Annotated in this window: 25 protein-coding genes and 1 pseudogene; 13 read left to right on the forward strand and 13 right to left on the reverse strand. The window is 70.0% G+C overall.

The annotated features are described in order from the left end of the window. The 5 genes from F7R91_RS14785 to F7R91_RS14805 are packed head-to-tail and all read left to right on the forward strand — an operon-like array spanning position 1 to position 2,261. The gene (locus F7R91_RS14785) at positions 1-960 is read left to right on the forward strand and encodes a peptidoglycan recognition protein family protein (protein WP_150948622.1); all 960 of its coding nucleotides are present in this window, start codon (positions 1-3) and stop codon (positions 958-960) included. Then, positions 957-1,304 carry a hypothetical protein gene (locus F7R91_RS14790; protein ID WP_150948624.1) on the forward strand — a complete coding sequence of 116 codons (348 nt, stop codon included), beginning with the start codon at positions 957-959 and terminating at the stop codon, positions 1,302-1,304. Before F7R91_RS14785 ends, F7R91_RS14790 begins: the two co-directional genes overlap by 4 nt. A 14-nt stretch (positions 1,305-1,318) precedes the next feature. Continuing rightward, a complete protein-coding gene (locus F7R91_RS14795) occupies positions 1,319-1,501 on the forward strand; it encodes a hypothetical protein (protein WP_150948626.1) in 183 nt (60 codons plus the stop codon). After that, entirely contained in the window at positions 1,502-1,939 is a 438-nt protein-coding gene (locus tag F7R91_RS14800) for a hypothetical protein (RefSeq protein ID WP_150948629.1), read from the forward strand. Beyond that, complete coding sequence (locus F7R91_RS14805) at positions 1,929-2,261, forward strand: hypothetical protein (RefSeq protein WP_150948631.1); 333 nt, start codon at positions 1,929-1,931, stop codon at positions 2,259-2,261. Before F7R91_RS14800 ends, F7R91_RS14805 begins: the two co-directional genes overlap by 11 nt. 151 nt (positions 2,262-2,412) lie before the next feature. Here the strand turns inward: F7R91_RS14805 and F7R91_RS14810 are convergent, their stop codons facing one another. Next, positions 2,413-2,685: a hypothetical protein gene (locus F7R91_RS14810; protein ID WP_150948633.1), complete on the reverse strand. Its 273-nt coding sequence runs from the start codon at positions 2,683-2,685 to the stop codon at positions 2,413-2,415. A 179-nt stretch (positions 2,686-2,864) separates the two neighbouring features. Between F7R91_RS14810 and F7R91_RS14815 the strand changes: the two genes are divergently transcribed. Then, positions 2,865-3,443: a recombinase family protein gene (locus F7R91_RS14815; RefSeq protein WP_150948636.1), complete on the forward strand. Its 579-nt coding sequence runs from the start codon at positions 2,865-2,867 to the stop codon at positions 3,441-3,443. Continuing rightward, entirely contained in the window at positions 3,440-3,859 is a 420-nt protein-coding gene (locus F7R91_RS14820; protein WP_150948639.1) for a hypothetical protein, read from the forward strand. The genes F7R91_RS14815 and F7R91_RS14820 overlap by 4 nt, the downstream gene beginning before the upstream one ends. A gap of 253 nt (positions 3,860-4,112) precedes the next feature. On the opposite strand, the gene F7R91_RS14825 is transcribed toward F7R91_RS14820, so the two are convergent. After that, positions 4,113-4,394 carry a sigma-70 family RNA polymerase sigma factor gene (locus tag F7R91_RS14825; RefSeq protein WP_150948642.1) on the reverse strand — a complete coding sequence of 94 codons (282 nt, stop codon included), beginning with the start codon at positions 4,392-4,394 and terminating at the stop codon, positions 4,113-4,115. Between the two features lie 86 nt (positions 4,395-4,480). Here F7R91_RS14825 and F7R91_RS14830 point away from each other — a divergent pair, with 86 nt between their 5' ends. The 4 genes from F7R91_RS14830 to F7R91_RS14845 are packed head-to-tail and all read left to right on the forward strand — an operon-like array spanning position 4,481 to position 6,042. Next, on the forward strand, positions 4,481-4,861 hold the full coding sequence (locus F7R91_RS14830; protein ID WP_150948645.1) for a hypothetical protein: 381 nt from the start codon (positions 4,481-4,483) through the stop codon (positions 4,859-4,861). A gap of 40 nt (positions 4,862-4,901) precedes the next feature. Further along, on the forward strand, positions 4,902-5,297 hold the full coding sequence (locus F7R91_RS14835; protein ID WP_150948648.1) for a hypothetical protein: 396 nt from the start codon (positions 4,902-4,904) through the stop codon (positions 5,295-5,297). Continuing rightward, a complete protein-coding gene (locus F7R91_RS14840; RefSeq protein WP_150948651.1) occupies positions 5,294-5,782 on the forward strand; it encodes a hypothetical protein in 489 nt (162 codons plus the stop codon). The genes F7R91_RS14835 and F7R91_RS14840 overlap by 4 nt, the downstream gene beginning before the upstream one ends. Beyond that, entirely contained in the window at positions 5,782-6,042 is a 261-nt protein-coding gene (locus F7R91_RS14845; protein ID WP_150948653.1) for a hypothetical protein, read from the forward strand. The genes F7R91_RS14840 and F7R91_RS14845 overlap by 1 nt, the downstream gene beginning before the upstream one ends. A gap of 30 nt (positions 6,043-6,072) precedes the next feature. Here F7R91_RS14845 and F7R91_RS14850 read toward each other — a convergent pair whose 3' ends face one another. Beyond that, on the reverse strand, positions 6,073-6,252 hold the full coding sequence (locus F7R91_RS14850) for a hypothetical protein (RefSeq protein ID WP_150948656.1): 180 nt from the start codon (positions 6,250-6,252) through the stop codon (positions 6,073-6,075). Positions 6,253-6,285: 33 nt separating this feature from the next. Next, positions 6,286-6,546, reverse strand: coding sequence for a GntR family transcriptional regulator (locus tag F7R91_RS14855; protein ID WP_150948659.1), 261 nt, complete (start codon positions 6,544-6,546; stop codon positions 6,286-6,288). A gap of 164 nt (positions 6,547-6,710) precedes the next feature. Here F7R91_RS14855 and F7R91_RS14860 point away from each other — a divergent pair, with 164 nt between their 5' ends. Continuing rightward, positions 6,711-6,953, forward strand: a complete 243-nt coding sequence (locus F7R91_RS14860) for a hypothetical protein (protein WP_150948662.1) — start codon at positions 6,711-6,713, stop codon at positions 6,951-6,953. 174 nt (positions 6,954-7,127) lie between these two features. Here the strand turns inward: F7R91_RS14860 and F7R91_RS14865 are convergent, their stop codons facing one another. The 6 genes from F7R91_RS14865 to egtA form a co-directional block, all read right to left on the reverse strand. Next, entirely contained in the window at positions 7,128-7,364 is a 237-nt protein-coding gene (locus F7R91_RS14865; protein WP_150948665.1) for a helix-turn-helix transcriptional regulator, read from the reverse strand. A 533-nt stretch (positions 7,365-7,897) separates the two neighbouring features. Next, positions 7,898-8,113, reverse strand: coding sequence for a dodecin (locus F7R91_RS14870; RefSeq protein ID WP_150948668.1), 216 nt, complete (start codon positions 8,111-8,113; stop codon positions 7,898-7,900). Between the two features lie 93 nt (positions 8,114-8,206). Further along, positions 8,207-9,169, reverse strand: a complete 963-nt coding sequence (gene egtD / locus F7R91_RS14875; protein ID WP_150948670.1) for an L-histidine N(alpha)-methyltransferase — start codon at positions 9,167-9,169, stop codon at positions 8,207-8,209. Continuing rightward, entirely contained in the window at positions 9,166-9,966 is an 801-nt protein-coding gene (gene egtC, locus F7R91_RS14880; RefSeq protein WP_150948673.1) for an ergothioneine biosynthesis protein EgtC, read from the reverse strand. The genes egtD and egtC overlap by 4 nt, the downstream gene beginning before the upstream one ends. Then, complete coding sequence (egtB, locus tag F7R91_RS14885) at positions 9,966-11,282, reverse strand: ergothioneine biosynthesis protein EgtB (protein ID WP_150948676.1); 1,317 nt, start codon at positions 11,280-11,282, stop codon at positions 9,966-9,968. The genes egtC and egtB overlap by 1 nt, the downstream gene beginning before the upstream one ends. Next, positions 11,279-12,580, reverse strand: coding sequence for an ergothioneine biosynthesis glutamate--cysteine ligase EgtA (egtA, locus tag F7R91_RS14890; protein WP_150948679.1), 1,302 nt, complete (start codon positions 12,578-12,580; stop codon positions 11,279-11,281). Before egtA ends, egtB begins: the two co-directional genes overlap by 4 nt. A gap of 279 nt (positions 12,581-12,859) precedes the next feature. Between egtA and F7R91_RS14895 the strand changes: the two genes are divergently transcribed. Then, the gene (locus F7R91_RS14895; RefSeq protein WP_191971489.1) at positions 12,860-13,696 is read left to right on the forward strand and encodes a TIGR02452 family protein; all 837 of its coding nucleotides are present in this window, start codon (positions 12,860-12,862) and stop codon (positions 13,694-13,696) included. Between the two features lie 22 nt (positions 13,697-13,718). On the opposite strand, the gene F7R91_RS14900 is transcribed toward F7R91_RS14895, so the two are convergent. The 3 genes and pseudogenes from F7R91_RS14900 to F7R91_RS14910 form a co-directional block, all read right to left on the reverse strand. Next, positions 13,719-14,165, reverse strand: coding sequence for a type II toxin-antitoxin system PemK/MazF family toxin (locus F7R91_RS14900; protein ID WP_150948682.1), 447 nt, complete (start codon positions 14,163-14,165; stop codon positions 13,719-13,721). Positions 14,166-14,202: 37 nt separating this feature from the next. Then, a pseudogene (locus F7R91_RS42715) lies at positions 14,203-14,390 on the reverse strand (flotillin family protein); the annotation flags it as partial. A gap of 61 nt (positions 14,391-14,451) precedes the next feature. Further along, on the reverse strand, positions 14,452-15,879 hold the full coding sequence (locus F7R91_RS14910; protein WP_150948685.1) for an amidase: 1,428 nt from the start codon (positions 15,877-15,879) through the stop codon (positions 14,452-14,454). Positions 15,880-15,978: the final 99 nt, after the last annotated feature.

Here is a 15,978-nt window from a genome sequence, read left to right on the forward strand (position 1 = left end):
ATGGCGACTCCGATGACGGCTACGCAGGTCGTCACCCAGCTGAAGAAGTGGGGCATCCGCTACGTCGAGATCCCCGGCTGGGCCACCCACAACCGCAACACGGTCGGCGCCTGGGGGCCGGTTCACGGCTTCGTCTGGCATCACACCGGCGTGGATGTCAGTGATGCGGCAGGTTACGCGGCGGGCACCCTCTACAACGGGCTCGCCGGACTGCCGGGTCCGCTGTGCCAGTTCTCCATCGGCGCCGACGGCACCACGTATCTGGTGGGCTGGGGCCGCGCCAACCATGCCGGCGGCGGCGACCCCGCCGTCCTGGCGCACGTGATCAACGAGGACTACACGGGCCAGCTGCATCCCACGGTCGGCAACCGGGACGGCGTCGACGGCAACGCCCGCTTCTACGGCGTGGAAATCCAGTACTCGGGCAGTCACGAGATGACGGCCGCTCAGTACGCGGCGGCGCGTCGCCTGTCCGCAGCGATTCTGGACTTCCACGGCTGGTCGGAGAAGTCGGTTATCGCGCATGGCGAGTGGTCGTCCGACAAGTGGGATCCCGGCTACGCCCCCGGCAAGATCATGGCCATGCCCGGTGTCCGCGCCGACGTCCTGGCCACCCTCATCGCAGGCCCCCTCCAGGAGGACGACATGCCCACCGCTGCCGAGATCGCCGCCGAAGTGGCGAAGACGCTGCCGCAGGCGACGTGGCTGACGGACGGGTTCGTGAAGAACCCCAACCCGGCCACCGCCGGAGACAACCCGTACATCGCCCCCGCGACGGGCCTCAGGAACATCGAGATCGTCGTGCGTCGTACCGAGAAGGCGCTTGCCGAACTCCCGGCCGTCGAGCTCACCGACCAGCAGATCGCCACCCTCGCCGCTGCGGTCGCCGCAAATCCGGCGCTGGCCGAGCTGATCGCGGAGAAGGTCGCCGTCAAACTCGCCGAGAGGCTGGCCGAGTGATCCTCAACTTGACGCCACACCCGATCCGTCTTTACTCGAACGATCGAGAGGACGGCATCGACGACCTCGACTTGCACCTGCGCGAGGTCATCCCGCCGGAGCCGAAGCCCGCGCGGCTGGCCACGATCGAGCTCGGCACCCAGGCCGACGGGATCGAGCTCGTCGAGTACGGGCACGCCCACGACCTACCTCCCATGCGCCAGGACGTGCGGCTCGTCGTCTCCCTCGTCGTTGCACTGTCGCTCGTGACGCGCGGCCGTGACGACCTGCTCGTCCCTTACCGCGAGGTGCGGAACTCGGCTGGGACTGTCATCGGCTGCCGCCAACTGGCGCAGCCCGTCTGAGAAACGAGATCACCATGAAGATCAGCGGCATAGTCAAGTCCATCCTGTCCGGGCTCGCCGCAGGGTCCGCAGCCGCCGTGACCGCGGTACAGGACAACGTCATCACTACGGGCGAGGGCGTCACGATCGCGCTCGCCGTCCTCGGCGCCTGGGGCATCGTCTACGCCGTCCCCAACAGGCCGAAGACTGGGGCCTGAGTGCCGCGCCGTGTAGCCCGGCGGCTGGGTCGGGCACTCGGCCGGCGGGGGGCGTTCCTGCTGTGCTTCGGCACGGTGTGGGCGCTGATCGGCTACGGGCAGATCACCGCGCCGCAGCCCGACCAGCGAGGCCTGAAGCTGCTGCTGGACATCATGCCGTTGGACGCTTGGGGCTGGTGCTGGCTCACGGCCGGGCTGGTGGCGATCGTGTCGGCGTGGATGCGCCAGGGCTGGGACTGGCCCGGCTTCCTCGCTCTGCCGCTGATGGTGATGCCGTGGTTCTTCGCGTATCTGATCGCGTGGTGGCCGCTCGGTGTCTTCCCTAGGGGGTGGATTGCAGCTGCTCTGTACGGCGCGCTCGCCATAGGGATTCTTGTTGTGGCTGGCTGGCGGGAGCCTCCGCGGCCGAAGAGAGCGGAGCCTCCCTATGAGTCCTGATGCGTTCATCACGGTCGGTGCGACCGTTCTGTCGGGTGGGTTCGCCGCATGGGGCGCACGTTCTGCGCGCAGGACGAGGCGGCAGGAGAACCGGGACGATTTCGCCGCGATCAAGGATGCGTTGAACGAGCGGATCGACGGGATGAAGCAGGATCTGGCAGTGCAGCAGGAGCAGATCACCGGGCAGGGCGCGGCGATCGCATGGCTCGTCACTGATCGCCGGAGCTTGGTCAGCACGATCCGCAACGCCGGGCTGAAGCCCCCCGCACCGCGCACGATCCCGGAGCGGGCGAGACCGTATCTCGACCACATCGACGTGTGAGAACTGGAGTGCGAATGGACGAGCCCCCGCCCCCGCCGCCGTTCTGGCTGAGCCCGCGCCCGTTCCTCGAACCCGACCTGCCACCGGCGGCCGACGAGCCGGAATGACCGCGCCCCCACCTGCCTCGTGCGGGAGGGGGCGTTTCGCTGTGTCAGAACGGGGCGTCGCCCGTGCCCTCGATCTCCATCCAATAGCGCAGAGAGGGGGCGTCCATCTGCGCGTAGGTCTTCACGAACGTTGCCTCGCGGCTGTTGATGCGGAGTCGCCCCTCCTGGAGGTTCAGGATCTCCGGGGTCCGCGCTTCGGGCGGGACGGTGAGCCTGCCGGTCCAAGACCCCGAGCCGTCCTTGCTGAGAGCCACTTGTGCCGCCAACTCGCGGCCGTCTTCCAGGAGAAGGACCGCAGTCCCTCGGTGCATAGTCATGGCGGGCGAGCCTAGCGTCGGCGCGTGGTTCGAACTGCCAAACGCAGTCAACTTGCGTGTCCGCAAACGAACGAATGATGGACAGTCAACGATCAACGGCGTTCTCGCAAGTCGAAGTTGACGAAAACCCGTGTCCTTAACTATGTCGCACAAAGCCTCTATTGCGGTACGCTCCATCCATGAGGATCGGATACGGCCGGGTCTCCACCCGCGACCAGAACCCAGAAGCGCAGGAGGATGCACTCAAGGCCGCCAACTGCGACCGCATCTTCGTCGACAAGGCGTCCGGCAAGCTGGCGTCAAGGCCCGAGCTGGACAAGGCACTCATCGCCGCACGTGAGGGTGACCAGTTCGTCATCACGAAGCTGGACCGCCTCGGGCGCTCCACGAAGAACCTGATCGAACTGTCAGAGCACCTGCGAGACAGCGGCGTTGATCTCGTCGTGCTGGATCAGGGCATCGACACCAGCAGCCCGGCAGGGCGCCTCTTCTTCATCATGATCGGCGCGTTCGGCGAGTTCGAGCACGCCATGATGGTCGAGCGCACCCACGACGGCCTCGCCGCTGCCCGCGCCCGCGGCCGTGTCGGCGGACGCAAGCAGGCCCTCAAGCCTCGACAGGTCCAACTCGCCCAGCAGATGTACGACGAGCTCGGCGCCGACGGCAAGCGCAAGCACACCGTGCAAGGCATCGCCAACGAACTCGGCGTCGCCCGCACCACCATCTACCGATACCTGGAGAAGAAGGAGATCGCATGATCAGCAAGACGGGTGGCCGCTACTGGTCCACCGGCATCACCGTCACCTGGAGCTCGCGCGCCCACACCATCAACGGAGTGCCGCACTCGGGTTGGAGCGCGTTGCTCGACTTCTACGACGCCGGCTTCGTCAGCGACAGGGCCGAGCACGGCGAGGCGTCCACGCAAGGGACACTGCGCACCCGCTACTACATCCGCGACAGCGAGAACGTCAGCGGCCTGACCGTGGCCGTCGACAACCTCATCACCGACGCCGAGCGGCTCGGGATCGACTTCAGGCTCTGGGACGGCCGATCGCCGCTGCTCTACTACAAGGGCGACGGCGAGGACCCCGAGTTCGTTCCGCCGCCCAACTGGCGCGAGACCCTGCGGACTGAGGCCGATCGCCTCGGTTGGTGTACCTATGACACCGTCTGACGCTGCCAGCAGCACGACGCCCCCGCCAGGACAAGTGGCGGGGGCGTCGCCGTGTCAGCGTGCCACACTGCTTGTGCGCCCGTCTCGCCGCCCCCCGTCGGCGTGGCGGGCGTTCTGCTGTCAGCCGGCGGCCCCGTGTTGTCGGTGGCGGCCCGTAGCATTGACCGCATCGTTGTCCGCGCTTTGGTGCGTGCAGCTACTCGAATGGTGCGCCCTGCTCTGGACCGGAACCCAGGGGCAGGGCGTGCTGCTGTCAGGCTTCCGCGGATTCAGTCGCTGCCCGCTTGCCGGTCGTGCGCCCTTCCGAGATCTGCTGAGCGCGGGCCCGGCTGAGTCCGAGTTCCTTGCCGACGTCGGCGTGGCTCATGCCCTCGTCGCGCATCTCCTGTACGGCGCCTTGCCGGATCTCGCGTAGCCAGTGCTGTAGCTCGGGGATGGCCTGGAGGGCGGCCCCGACTGTCTTGGCGCGCTGGGTGGGATCGCCTTGCTCGGCGAGGTGTTTGAGGTTCTCGAAGGGGCTCGGCGGTGTGGTCATGGATTCAGTGTAGGGGGAGGGTTGACATGACGTAAGGGGTGCCCTTACATTTAGAGAGTCAGAGAGCGACGGCAGGGGAGACGGAAATGGACCAGGGTCAGCGAGTCACCGGCTACATCGAGAACCGCGACCTGGGCCGCGTCGACTTCACCGGCACCGTCACCGACATCTACCGCTCCGGGCGCGACACCGTCGTCTCCGTCACCTGCGACGACGGCCAGGAGCGCACCGCCCGCGAGGAGAACGTGACGGCCGAGGTCCTGGCCAACGAGAAGAACGTCACGAGCATCCTCGGCGGCAAGGTCCACCTGGCGAACAGTCAGAGCCCGGTGCCCTTCCCGCTCTGCGGATCCGGGTCGCGCAACACGGCGACCAAGTACCGCGCGATCACCGGGCCCCTCACCTGCCGGGAGTGCGGGGGCATCCAGCAGCGGCGCGCGGCGCGGCTGGCGCGCGAAGCGAAGTAGCCCGACCCCGCCCGCACCACTCGCCGTTAAGGAGAACTCCATGACCAAAGAACTCGGACCCGGCTTCTGTATGGAGTGCGGCGACACGTTCACCACGACCGCCGCGCTCGACGCCCACCAACTGGAGACCGGGCACGAGATGGACCAGGAAGACCACCCGCTCCGCCAGGCGAAGGTTCAGCTGGCCGACGGCCGGCTCGTCAGCCTCACCGCGGCTCAGGTGCGAGCCGTCAAGGCCATCCGCCGCGCCGGAACGTACTACGCCTACGACGGCATCTCCCGCGCCACCATCCGCGTCCTGGAGCGCCTCGGCCTGATCACCGTCGAGTGGAAGACCGTCTGGGTCGAGACCTCCCACGGCTACCGAGGCGTCTGGAAGCAGCGCCCCCAGCTCGAATGGGCTGCCCGCATCAACAAGGAGGCCCTGGGCCGATGAATGCCATGACCGCCGATCAGTTCGCCACCCAGCTCCGCGCGGGCGGATGTACCGTCCAGATCGACCGCAGCCTCCCGGGCGTGGCGTACCTGAGCGCTTCCAAGGTCACTCGCCACGGCGTCGTCGACATGACCATCGTCTTTGAAGGCGACCGCTTCAAGCGTGCCTTTGACGTGCAGCTCGGTATCCACCGGCGCCGCTGGCCGAAGTTCCGCACCATGAAGGGCGTCCGCTGGTTCCTGGAGATCGACGAGCCCAAGAAGGCCAAGCCGCGCACCCTGCGCCGCGACAGCATCGGCTACGGGTACGAGACGAGTGACGGCCGGTACGAGGTCATCCCTGCGTACACCCCTTCCTGCACCTCGCTGGGTGGGCGCACGCATCGACCCTCGTACTGGATCCTCAAAGACCGGCAGGGCGAGCACGCGACCGTCCAGCGGACCCTCCTCGGCGACATCCGCGACATCCTCAAGGAGCTCCCCTGATGCCCCGGAAGCCAGGCCCCCACGGCGCGTACTGCGACAGCACCCGAAGCAGCTACAAGGGCCGCTGTAATGACCCCGCCTTGTGGGTCGTGTATTGGGGCGACCCGGAGGCCGACGAGATCCAGGCGAACTACGCCTGCGCCTACCACCTGCACAAGCTGCTCGTCGAACTCACCCCGAAGGCAGAGTTCTCACGCGAGATGTTCCGCGTCCTCCCGCTGAACCTGGTTGTCGAATGGGCCGCCAAGCGAGAAGCCTGACCATGAGCCCCGCCATCGTGCGGGGCTTCGTCACGCCGCCTCGACGACCTCGGCCCTGACGGCGGCCACCCACTCGTCCCGCAGTTGCTCGTACCGCACCCGGGTCGGCCCCCACAGCCAGCCGCCCGTCTCCTCCATCAGGGCACGAATCTCCGCATCCACCACGGCAGCAGGCCGCACGGAACCCGGGGTCGGGGGAGAGGGGGGCATGCAGGCGAGTCTATGGCCCCGGTCTGACAGCGGTCACTCCGCGGCGGGCGGCTCGACTACGTAGGTGCCCTTGCCGGGGAGGGTGGTCACCAAGCCCCGCTCCCGCAGTTCCTCGACGGCCCGCCGCACCGTCCCGATCGCCACGCCGAGCTGCTCGGCGAGTTCCCGCTCGCCCTCCAGCCTGGCGCCCGGCGCGAGTTTCCCGGAGGCGATCAGCCCGGCGATGTGGTCGGCGACCTGCACGTACACGTACACCGGCCGCGACGGATCCACCACCGGCTCATGATCAGACATGGCGGTCAACCTAGAGCGGCCCACCACCACCTAAGGGGGCAGGTAGCGGCGTCATGCTCCATACAGCGGCATAAAGCAGTGTAGAGCGGTACCGTGCAATTGCAGGACCCCCGCAGCCGCGGACACGGCCCGGGGGCATGGCCGACACCACCAGGAGCGTCGACGTGGACGAGCGTAGAGGCGAGCAGCCAGCACCCGACAGAGGCGCGCACCCGCCCATAGCCTCCGCCGGCGCCCGCCTCAGCCCCGTGCAGGAGGCGTGGAGCAGCTACGTCACCCACCGCCTCCGATGCGACGCCTGCCGCGACATCGACCAAGGAACCTGCGGGGAATCCGAACGGCTGCACCGGGCATGGATCGACGTCAGCCACGGCGCCCTGGACCGGATAGCCCGCGAAGCGAACTAGCGAACGCCCCTGGCCAGAGCGTGAGCGAGCGGTTACATTTTCACACCCCACGTACACGATCCGCACGCAGACAGGCGTCAGGAGTGGTGTTTACCAGGGCACTCGTACTGTTGACTCGACATTCAACAACTGAGCCCCCGGTCGCCAGGCGCGGTGGAACGCAGGGCGGCCGGGTCAGCCGCCGAGGAGGTCGTTCAGTGGAACGCGAAGCTCGTGGGCGATCCGCAGCAGCCATCCGATGCGCGCATCGGTGGCCCCGGACTCGATGCGCTGCACGGTTAGCCGGGTGACTCCCGTCCGGTAGCTGAGCTCCTCCTGGGTGAGGTTGGCGTACTCCCGCCCTACTCGGACCCGGTTACCGATTGCCCTGCGTCTCTGAATGATCCAGTCGGGGTCGGGTTCTCGTGGCACTCGACAAACGCTCGGGCCCCAGTGATCATGAGTCAGCCTACGCAGACATGCTTTTTATGATCTTGACGAGCTTGGTCGACACCCAGTTCAGGCGTCGACCATGAGTCCGCCGCGACACACGCCACCCCCCGGCGCGACGGGCACGAGCGGCGGCCGGACGTAGGTGCATCCGCCGGCCGCCGCTCGCATCAAAGAGGGCGTCAAGGATGACCGCCCCGGGCCATGTGCGGCCCGGGGCGGTCTACTGTGTGCGCCAGAGCGCCCCCTGCCGAATCTTCCGGCAGGGGGCGCCTCCAGTGGAGTCGAGGCTCCACCGGCAGGGCCAGAGGCCCTGCTCACCTGTTCCCCACCGGTATACGGATGGGGGTGCATCGAGGGGCCCGCCTGAACGGAGCACCTCCCCAGGTGATCGCTACGCTAAATGAGTGCGGCCTGCACCGGAACGGCTTTGCCGATCCGTCACCCCATCGAAGGATTCACCGACGGATGCGGCGTTGTGGACGGGATGTGGACTTTCCCGCTATCCACATCCGTCAGCTCGTGTCCTCGATGCGGAAACCGACCTTGAGGCCGACCTGGAAGTGCTCGATCTGCCCGTTCTCGATCTGGCCCCTGACCTGGGTCACCTCGAACCAGTCCAGATTGCGCAGGGTCTGCGAGGCACGGGCGATGCCGTTGCGGATGGCCTGGTCGACCCCCTCGTGAGAGCTGCCGACGATCTCCGTGACCCGGTAGGTGTGGTCCGTCATCAGGGTGCTCCTCTCCGCCGAGACATGAGCGTCACGCGTGATTCCACGGTGCCCCACACCGCGGCGTAGCGCGAGACGACCCGTCGCCCACCGTCACCGCGCCACGCTCAGCGACAGCGCGAAACGCCCTTCGCCGTCCGTCCACCAGTGGGTCAACTCCATCCCCGCCGCGGCCAGTTCGGCACGCACGCCCCCCTTTCGGAACTTCGCCGATATCTCCGTGTGCAGGTCCTCGCCGGCGGCGAAGTCGACGGCGAGATCGAGCGCGGGGATCTTCACGGTCTGCTGGGTACGGGAGCGCAGCCGCATCTCGATCCATTCGTTCCCGGTGTCCCACAGCGCGACATGGTCGAAGGCGCCGGGGTCGAAATCGGCGCCCAGCTCACGGTTGACGACGCTCAGCACGTTCTTGTTGAACGCTGCCGTCACCCCCGCCGCGTCGTCGTACGCCCTGACCAGGACCTTCTCGTCCTTGACGAGGTCCGTGCCGAGCAGCAGGGCGTCGCCCGGGGAGAGCAGGGCACGCACCGAGGCCAGGAACTCGGCGCGTTCGGCCGGCAGCAGGTTGCCGATGGTGCCGCCGAGGAACGCCACCAGCCGGGGCCCCGGCGTGTCCGGCAGTGCGAGCCGGGCGGTGAAGTCGGCGATCAGCGCATGCACGTTCAGTCCGGGCCGCTCGGCGACGAGCGCGTGTCCCGCCTGGGTGAGCGCGCTCTCGCTGACGTCGACCGGGACATAGGTGTGCAGCCCGGCGAGCGCGTCGATCAGATGGCGTGTCTTCTCCGAGGAACCGGAGCCCAGTTCGACCAGGGTACGGGCGCCGGTCGCGGCGGCGATCTCGTCGGCCCGGTCGATCAGGATCTCCCGTTCGGCGCGGGTGGGGTAGTACTCGGGCAGCTCGGTGATCTGCTCGAACAGCTCGCTGCCGTGAGCGTCGTAGAACCACTTCGGCGGCAGTGTCTTGGGGTTTCGGCCGAGGCCCTGCTGCACGTCGGCGCGCAGGGCGGCCTCCGTGGCGTCCTCGGGCAGGGTGCGGGTGAGAAGGAACAGACTCACGTACGGGGCTCCTTCGAGGGTGCGGACGGTGCGGGTGCCAGGGGGTCGCTCGGGTCCTTGAGCGGCGTGAGCAGCACGTCCGTGCGGCTCGCCGCGAGCAGGGTGCGGTCGGGGACCTCCTGCCAGTGCGGGTCGTCGTCGTAGGGCTCGGAGGCCACGACGGTGCCGCCGCCGGGCCGGGACAGATACCAGAGGGTGTCGCCCCAGGCGGTCGCGGCGATGGCCTCGCCGTTGGTGAGCAGGAGGTTGAGCCGGGAGCCGGGAGCCGCCTCGGCGACCTCCAGGACGGTGTCGGCGAGCGCCTGGCCCTCCTGGTCGCCGCCCCGCAACCGGGCGAGGAGCAGCGCCCACACGAAGGCCGAGTCGTTGCGGGCCTCCAGCGAGAGCAGGTCCACCGCCGGCAGCGTCTGGACGAGCGGCCCGAGCGAACCGGGCCAGCCCTTGACGGCACCGTTGTGGCTGAACAGCCAGGGCCCGGCGGTGTACGGCGCCGCCGCGGCCTCGGCGTCGGCGCCCGAGAGGGTCGCGTCGCGCACCGCGGCGAGCACGGCCTCCGAGCGCACGACCCGCGCCAGGTCGGCCAGGGACTGGTCCGCCCAGATGGGCCCGGCCCGGCGGTACCGCGCCGGAACCGGGTCGCCCTCCGCGTACCAGCCGACGCCGAATCCGTCGGCGTTGACCGTCCCGTACCGCTGCCGCCGTGGTGCCCACGACTGCCGGTACAGGCTGTGCGGCGGCCGGACCAGGATCGACCCGATCGGCTCCTCCGGGCCCAGATAGGCAAGGTGACGGCACATCAGACGTCCGCCGAGCGTGCCGTGCGGAACCCGGAGAAGATCTGCCGCCGGATCGGATAGTCCCAGTTGCGGAACGTGCCCCGGCAGGCCACCGGGTCCACGGCGAACGATCCGCCGCGCAGCACCTTGTACTCCGGTCCGAAGAACACCTCCGAGTACTCCTTGTACGGGAACGCCCGGAAGCCCGGGTACGGCAGGAAGTCGCTCGCCGTCCACTCCCAGACGTCGCCGATCAACTGCCGTACTCCGAGCGGCGATTCGCCCTCCGGGTAGCTGCCCGCCGGGGCCGGGCGCAGATGCCGCTGGCCCAGGTTGGCGTGCTCGGGCGCCGGATCGGCGTCGCCCCACGGGTAGCGCATCGAGCGGTCGCCCGCCGGGTCGTGGCGGGCCGCCTTCTCCCACTCGGCCTCGGTGGGCAGCCGGCGTCCGGCCCAGCGGGCGTAGGCGTCGGCCTCGTACCAGCACACATGCAGCACCGGCTCGTCGGGCGGCACCACCTCGGTCACGCCGAAGCGGCGCCGCAGCCACTGGCGGCCGTCACGGCGCCAGAAGAGCGGCGCGCCGATGGAGCTGCGGCGGATGTGGGCCCAGCCGTCCGCGGTCCACCAGCGCTCGTCGTCGTAGCCGCCGTCCTCGATGAACGCCTGGTACGCGGCGTTCGTCACCGGAGTCGTGTCGATGTGGAACGGCGCCACCTCCCGCCGGTGCGCCGGGCGTTCGTTGTCCAGGGACCACGGCTCGGCCGAGGTGCCCATGGTGAACGGGCCGCCCGGAACGAGGACTTCCGCCGGACCGGTGAACAGCGGCGCGGGCTCCGGGTCCGGGGCGGTCAGGACCTGGGGGCCCTTGCGGAGCTGATGGGTGATCAGCATCGTTTCGTCGTGCTGCTGTTCGTGCTGCGCGATCATCCCGAAGGCGAAGCCCGCCTCGGTCAGCCGCGTCCCGTGGAACGCCGTGCGCTCCAGCACGTCCAGGGCCCGTCCGCGCACCTCCGCCGCGTACCGGCGCGCCTCGGCCGGTGCCAGCAGGGGCAGGGTGGGGCGTTCGGAGCGCGGGTGCTCGAAGGCGTCGTAGAGACTGTCGATCTCCGGGCGTATCGCCTCCTGGCCGGCGACGGCCCGCAGCAGCCACAGCTCCTCCTGGTTGCCGATGTGCGCCAGGTCCCACACCAGCGGGGACATCAGCGGCGAGTGCTGCGCGGTCAGGTCGGGCTCCTCCACGCAGGAGGTGAGCAGGGTCGTACGGTCCCGGGCCGTCACGAGCGTGCTCAGCGCCCGTTTCCGGAACGCCTCGACGTCGAGGGCGGGGTCGGTCATGTGCGGATGTCCTTCCCGTGCGGATCGCGGCTCGCGCCGCGCAGCTCGTCCAGCAGATCGTCGGCGGGGCAGCGGCCCCGGCTCACATAGCGGTCCAGATAGGTCCTGACGGCGTCCGTGACCTCGGTGGTGGCACCGAGCCGGGGCAGGGCCTCGACGGCCGCCGTGAAGCAGATGACGGCCACCTCCTGGAGCTCGGGGTCGGCCATGCCGTGCCGTGCCGCGTCCAGCCACAGCGGGTTGTGCGGCGCCGGCAGCGACAGGGAACGCTCGGCCAGCGGCTTCACCGCCCGGTAGGCGGTCTCGGCGGCCTCCGGATCGTCGAACAGCGCCGTGGTCACGGCGAGCGGCACGATCCACCCGTCGTCTCCGGGCTGCGCGTCGATCATGCGCAGTTCCAGATGGCCGCGCGGCCTGACCGGCGGGAACAGGGTCGTCATGTGGTAGTCGAGATCCTCGCGGGTCGGGGGTCTCGGTCCTCCCGAGCTGGTCCACTCCCGGAAGGTCAGCCCGTCGGGGACGTCCCAGGGCCCGCCGTTCTGCCGTACGCACATCACCGGCGCGTCCAGCACATGCCGGGCCCATCCGGTGCGTGGTTCCGCGTGGAGCGGGGGAGCGCCCGCCCGGCCGGCGCCGATCTCCGTCCACAGCAGCTGGCGGGTGGAGCGCCATCCGGTGGGCTCGTTCCCGGCGAGGGGCGAGTTGGCGAACGCGGCGACCAGGACCGCGCCCAGCTGGTGGGCCAGCCACCAGCGTCGCCCGTGGCCGAGCGGCCCCGGTTCCTCGTACCCGGCGTCCAGACACACCTGGACGGAGGCGGAGGTGCACATCATGGCGCGGCCGGCGGGGCCGGTGCGGTCGAGGCAGGTCTCCATGGCGTCGTAGCGCGGTTCACGCAGATACCGGCGGGGCGAGTGCCAGGGATCGTTGCCGATGCCGACGAGACCGAGATCGTGCTCGGCGAGGACCGCTCGGACGGCGGTGAGGTCGGCGGAGACGGTACCGATGCACTCCATCAGCGAGGCGGCGGGCGGCGAGCTAAGCTCCAGCTGACCGCCGGGTTCGACGGTGAGCGCCGACCTCAGGTGCACGGTCCGCAGTGCGGTGTAGACCGCTTCGAGTCGTTCGGGTGTCACGGGGAGCTGCGGTGTGCGCAGCTCATGAACGAGCCATTCCACTTCCACCCCGACCATGCGGGGCGGGCCGGTCTTGAAACAGATGCCCCGGACGAGCGCCTCCACCTCGGCTGCGGTGAGGGCGGTGCGGGGCTCCGTACAGTCGCTCAATGAGTCGGACATGCCGGAAACCTTCCTAGGGGTCCACCGTGCCTCCGGGCCGGGTCCGGGTGGACCCGTTCCAAGGCACTCGTTCCACCCAAGCCTCTCGTGCCGCTCGGCACAAGGGGGCAAATCACCGCAACCGGGGCCGATGATCTCCGTTTCCGTGGCGTTCTCGGGACGTGCACAGCACAAAGAAACTCTGTTGCACCGCATGACCAGCATCGCTCACGATGCGTTCATGAGCACGACGGGGGAGATCGCGCGGCGCGCGGTCATGGCGCACACGGGGGTGGCGCCATGAGCGCGCGACTGCGGGATATCGCACAGCAGACGGAGCAGATCGTCGCGGCGGGGGCCTATCGCGCGCCGGACGGGCACGAGGTGCCGATCTCGGCGGAGACCGAGGCGGCCCGCTCCGGTACGCGGATGCACGGGCCGGGACCGGTGGAGGCCCCACCGGTCCCTCCGGTGGACACGCTGTTCGAGGTCACGGGGGAGAGCAGCCTGGAGGCGGCCCGCCGGCTCGTCGCCGCCGGTCCGGTGGCCGTCCTGAACTTCGCCTCGGCCCGCAACCCGGGCGGCGGGTACCTCAACGGCGCCCAGGCCCAGGAGGAGGCCCTGTGCCGGGCCTCCGCGCTGTACACGTGCCTGGTCGGTGTCCGGGAGTTCTACGACCACCACCGGGCCCACCGCGACCCGTTCTACACGGACCGTGTCATCCATTCACCCGCCGTGCCGGTCTTCCGGGACGACCGCGGCCGGCTCCTCGACGAGCCGTACACCGCCGGATTCCTGACCGCTGCGGCGCCCAACGCGGGCGTCGTCCAGCGGAGGGCTCCGGAACGCGCGGGCGAGCTGCCGCAGGCCCTCGCCGTACGGGCCGAGCGGGTCCTGGAGACGGCCGTGGCCCACGGCTACCGGCGCCTGGTGCTGGGCGCCTGGGGCTGCGGGGTGTTCCGGAACGACCCGGCGCAGGTGGCCGGCGCCTTCCGGGCGCTGCTCGGGCCCGGCGGACGGTTCGCCGGGACGTTCGAGCAGGTGGTGTTCGGGATCCTCGACCGCACACCGGGGGCCGTGACCCGGGAGGCGTTCGTACGGGCGTTTCCCGGGCGTGAGCTGCCGGCCGGACCCTGAGCCGCCTGCCCGACGTGGAGCCTCAGCTCCAGCCGTAGCGCTCCCGCAGCCGGTGCCGCACCAGGTTGAACCGCATCCGGTCGAGGGCGCAGGCCTCGCGGCGCATGCCCTCCTCGTGCAGCCGCAGCACCCGGTCCACGTCCACCCACGAGTCCCGCCCCGACCGGTCCCACGGCCCGCTTCCGATCGGCACCCAGTCCCGGTCCGCGTCGTGCCGCTTGCTGGACAGCTGCACGGCGAGGAAGGTCCCGCCGGCCTCACGGGCGACGACGAGCACGGGCCGGTCCTTGCCGCGTCCGTCGTTCTCCTCGAAGGGGACCCAGGTCCAGACGATCTCGCCCGGATCCGGGTCCCCGTCGTGTTCGGGCGAGTACTCCGTGCGCACCCGGCCCACCTTGCGAGGGTCGGCCTCGGTGGTGGCGAAGGCACCGTGGCGGCCGGGCACGTTCTCTTCGGTAGACGCAGTCACGGGGCCACGGTAGAGCCTCGCTCCCGGACCGCCCGACTCACCCCTCGTCCTTCTCCACGGGCACCTTCTGAGAGGACGGCGGCACGACCCCGTTCAGCGGTGAAGTCCCCTTCGTGCCCTGCCCGTTCTGGTTCATCGAGGGCGGCGCTGACGGGCCGGCCCCAGCCCCGTGCCGCCCATGGTGAGTGCCTTGGCGAACATGTCGGCCCTGCAGTCGGCGCCGTTCGCCTCGGCCGCGGCGAGGCCCCTGGCCTGGGCCGCGGCCGCCCCAGCCTGCCGAACGCACCTACGCCGCAGGGGCGTCGGAGGCGACCGGCTCGGGCGGCCACACCTCGTGCCAGCGCAGCTCCGCCTCCAGTTGCGCGGCGAGCGAGACCAGCAGGAGCTCGCTGTTCGCCGGTCCCAGCAGCTGCGCGCCGACCGGCAGGGAGGAGCCGCCGGCGAAACCGGCGGGGACATTGACGCCGGGCCAGCCCAGCACGTTCCACGGCCAGGCGTAGGGGCAGGCCGCGATCATCGCGCGGTCGGTGGCCAGGCCGGTCAGCTCCAGCATCGAGCCGATGCGCGGCGGGGGTGCGGCGGTCGTCGGCGCGAGGATCACGTCGTACGAGGTGAAGAATCCGCCGATACGACGATGCAGGACCGCCTCCGCGCGCCGCGCCGCCCGCAGCGGGGCCCCGTCCAGCAGCCTGCCCAGCCGGGCGGCGTCGCGGGTGCGGCGGTCGAGGAGCGCGGGGAAGGGGGCCTCGTGGACGTACTCGGCGATGCCGACCGTGGCGCGGGGGATGAAGGTGAGGCCGATCTGCCCGTACGGTGGGTCCGCCTCCTCGACGGTGTGTCCCAACGAGGTGAGTTTCTCGGCGAGTTCGAGGATCCGGGCGCAGACCTCCGGCTGGAGCCGGGCGGGCAGCGCGGTGAACGGCGGCTTCAGGGAGAGCGCGATACGCAGCCGTCCGGGGTCGCGGCCGACGGCAGCGGACACGTCGAGGGCGGCCGGCCGGTGCGGGTCGAGGTCGTGGTTTCCGCTGGCCGCGTCGAGCAGCAGAGCCGCGTCGGCGACCGTACGGGCGAGCGTGCCGTTGACCGTGATGCCCTGGAAGGCTTCGCCGCGCGGCCAGGTGGAGATGCGGCCGCGCTGCGGCTTGATGCCGATCAGATGGGTCCAGGAGGCCGGGATCCGCACCGAACCGGCACCGTCCGAACCGAGCGCGGCCGGTACCAGCCCGGCGGCGACGGCGGCGGCCGAACCGCCCGACGAGCCGCCCGGGGTGTGCCCCGTGTTCCATGGATTGCGGGTGGCGCCGAAGGCGGGTCCCTCGGTGAAAGGCCACTGCCCGAGTTCGCAGGTGTTGGTCTTGCCGACGATCACGGCTCCGGCCGCGCGCAGCCGACGTACCGCCTCGCCGTCGGCGGAGACCGGAGGGAACTCGCCCCGGCAGCCGAACGCGGTCGGCTCACCGGCCACGTCCATGTCGTCCTTCACGGCCACCGGCACCCCGAGCAGCGGCCGACGCACTCCGGCGGACAGCTCCCTGTCCGCGGCCTCGGCCTCGGCGAGCGCGGCCTCGGCACGGACGACCCGGAAGGCGTTCACCGTCGCCTGTGTGGCCTCGATCCGTGTCAGGGCCTGCTCCACCAGAGCCCGGGACGACACCTCCCCGTCGGACAGTGCTCGGGCGGTTTCCACCAGGCCTGCGGAACGGTCGAGCGTCATGCGGACACCTCCGGAAGCGATTGTCTACTGAACGGTAACGTCTGGTGGGCGGCAGACGGAACGCCCCTCGTCGAAGAGGGAGTTCGAGGCACGTCGCAG

This window comes from Streptomyces luteolifulvus (assembly GCF_008806595.1).
Lineage (GTDB): Bacteria > Actinomycetota > Actinomycetes > Streptomycetales > Streptomycetaceae > Streptomyces > Streptomyces luteolifulvus.

What these genes read in the sequence shown, in the direction of transcription:
- F7R91_RS14785 (WP_150948622.1), top strand. Translation starts at nt 1, where the DNA reads ATGGCGACTCCGATGACGGCTACGCAGGTCGTCACCCAGCTGAAGAAG.
- F7R91_RS14795 (WP_150948626.1), top strand. Translation starts at nt 1,319, where the DNA reads ATGAAGATCAGCGGCATAGTCAAGTCCATCCTGTCCGGGCTCGCCGCA.
- F7R91_RS14805 (WP_150948631.1), top strand. Translation starts at nt 1,929, where the DNA reads ATGAGTCCTGATGCGTTCATCACGGTCGGTGCGACCGTTCTGTCGGGT.
- F7R91_RS14810 (WP_150948633.1), bottom strand. Translation starts at nt 2,685, where the DNA reads ATGACTATGCACCGAGGGACTGCGGTCCTTCTCCTGGAAGACGGCCGC.
- F7R91_RS14815 (WP_150948636.1), top strand. Translation starts at nt 2,865, where the DNA reads ATGAGGATCGGATACGGCCGGGTCTCCACCCGCGACCAGAACCCAGAA.
- F7R91_RS14820 (WP_150948639.1), top strand. Translation starts at nt 3,440, where the DNA reads ATGATCAGCAAGACGGGTGGCCGCTACTGGTCCACCGGCATCACCGTC.
- F7R91_RS14825 (WP_150948642.1), bottom strand. Translation starts at nt 4,394, where the DNA reads ATGACCACACCGCCGAGCCCCTTCGAGAACCTCAAACACCTCGCCGAG.
- F7R91_RS14830 (WP_150948645.1), top strand. Translation starts at nt 4,481, where the DNA reads ATGGACCAGGGTCAGCGAGTCACCGGCTACATCGAGAACCGCGACCTG.
- F7R91_RS14835 (WP_150948648.1), top strand. Translation starts at nt 4,902, where the DNA reads ATGACCAAAGAACTCGGACCCGGCTTCTGTATGGAGTGCGGCGACACG.
- F7R91_RS14840 (WP_150948651.1), top strand. Translation starts at nt 5,294, where the DNA reads ATGAATGCCATGACCGCCGATCAGTTCGCCACCCAGCTCCGCGCGGGC.
- F7R91_RS14845 (WP_150948653.1), top strand. Translation starts at nt 5,782, where the DNA reads ATGCCCCGGAAGCCAGGCCCCCACGGCGCGTACTGCGACAGCACCCGA.
- F7R91_RS14850 (WP_150948656.1), bottom strand. Translation starts at nt 6,252, where the DNA reads ATGCCCCCCTCTCCCCCGACCCCGGGTTCCGTGCGGCCTGCTGCCGTG.
- F7R91_RS14855 (WP_150948659.1), bottom strand. Translation starts at nt 6,546, where the DNA reads ATGTCTGATCATGAGCCGGTGGTGGATCCGTCGCGGCCGGTGTACGTG.
- F7R91_RS14870 (WP_150948668.1), bottom strand. Translation starts at nt 8,113, where the DNA reads ATGACGGACCACACCTACCGGGTCACGGAGATCGTCGGCAGCTCTCAC.
- egtC (WP_150948673.1), bottom strand. Translation starts at nt 9,966, where the DNA reads ATGTGCCGTCACCTTGCCTATCTGGGCCCGGAGGAGCCGATCGGGTCG.
- egtB (WP_150948676.1), bottom strand. Translation starts at nt 11,282, where the DNA reads ATGACCGACCCCGCCCTCGACGTCGAGGCGTTCCGGAAACGGGCGCTG.
- egtA (WP_150948679.1), bottom strand. Translation starts at nt 12,580, where the DNA reads ATGTCCGACTCATTGAGCGACTGTACGGAGCCCCGCACCGCCCTCACC.
- F7R91_RS14895 (WP_191971489.1), top strand. Translation starts at nt 12,860, where the DNA reads ATGAGCGCGCGACTGCGGGATATCGCACAGCAGACGGAGCAGATCGTC.
- F7R91_RS14910 (WP_150948685.1), bottom strand. Translation starts at nt 15,879, where the DNA reads ATGACGCTCGACCGTTCCGCAGGCCTGGTGGAAACCGCCCGAGCACTG.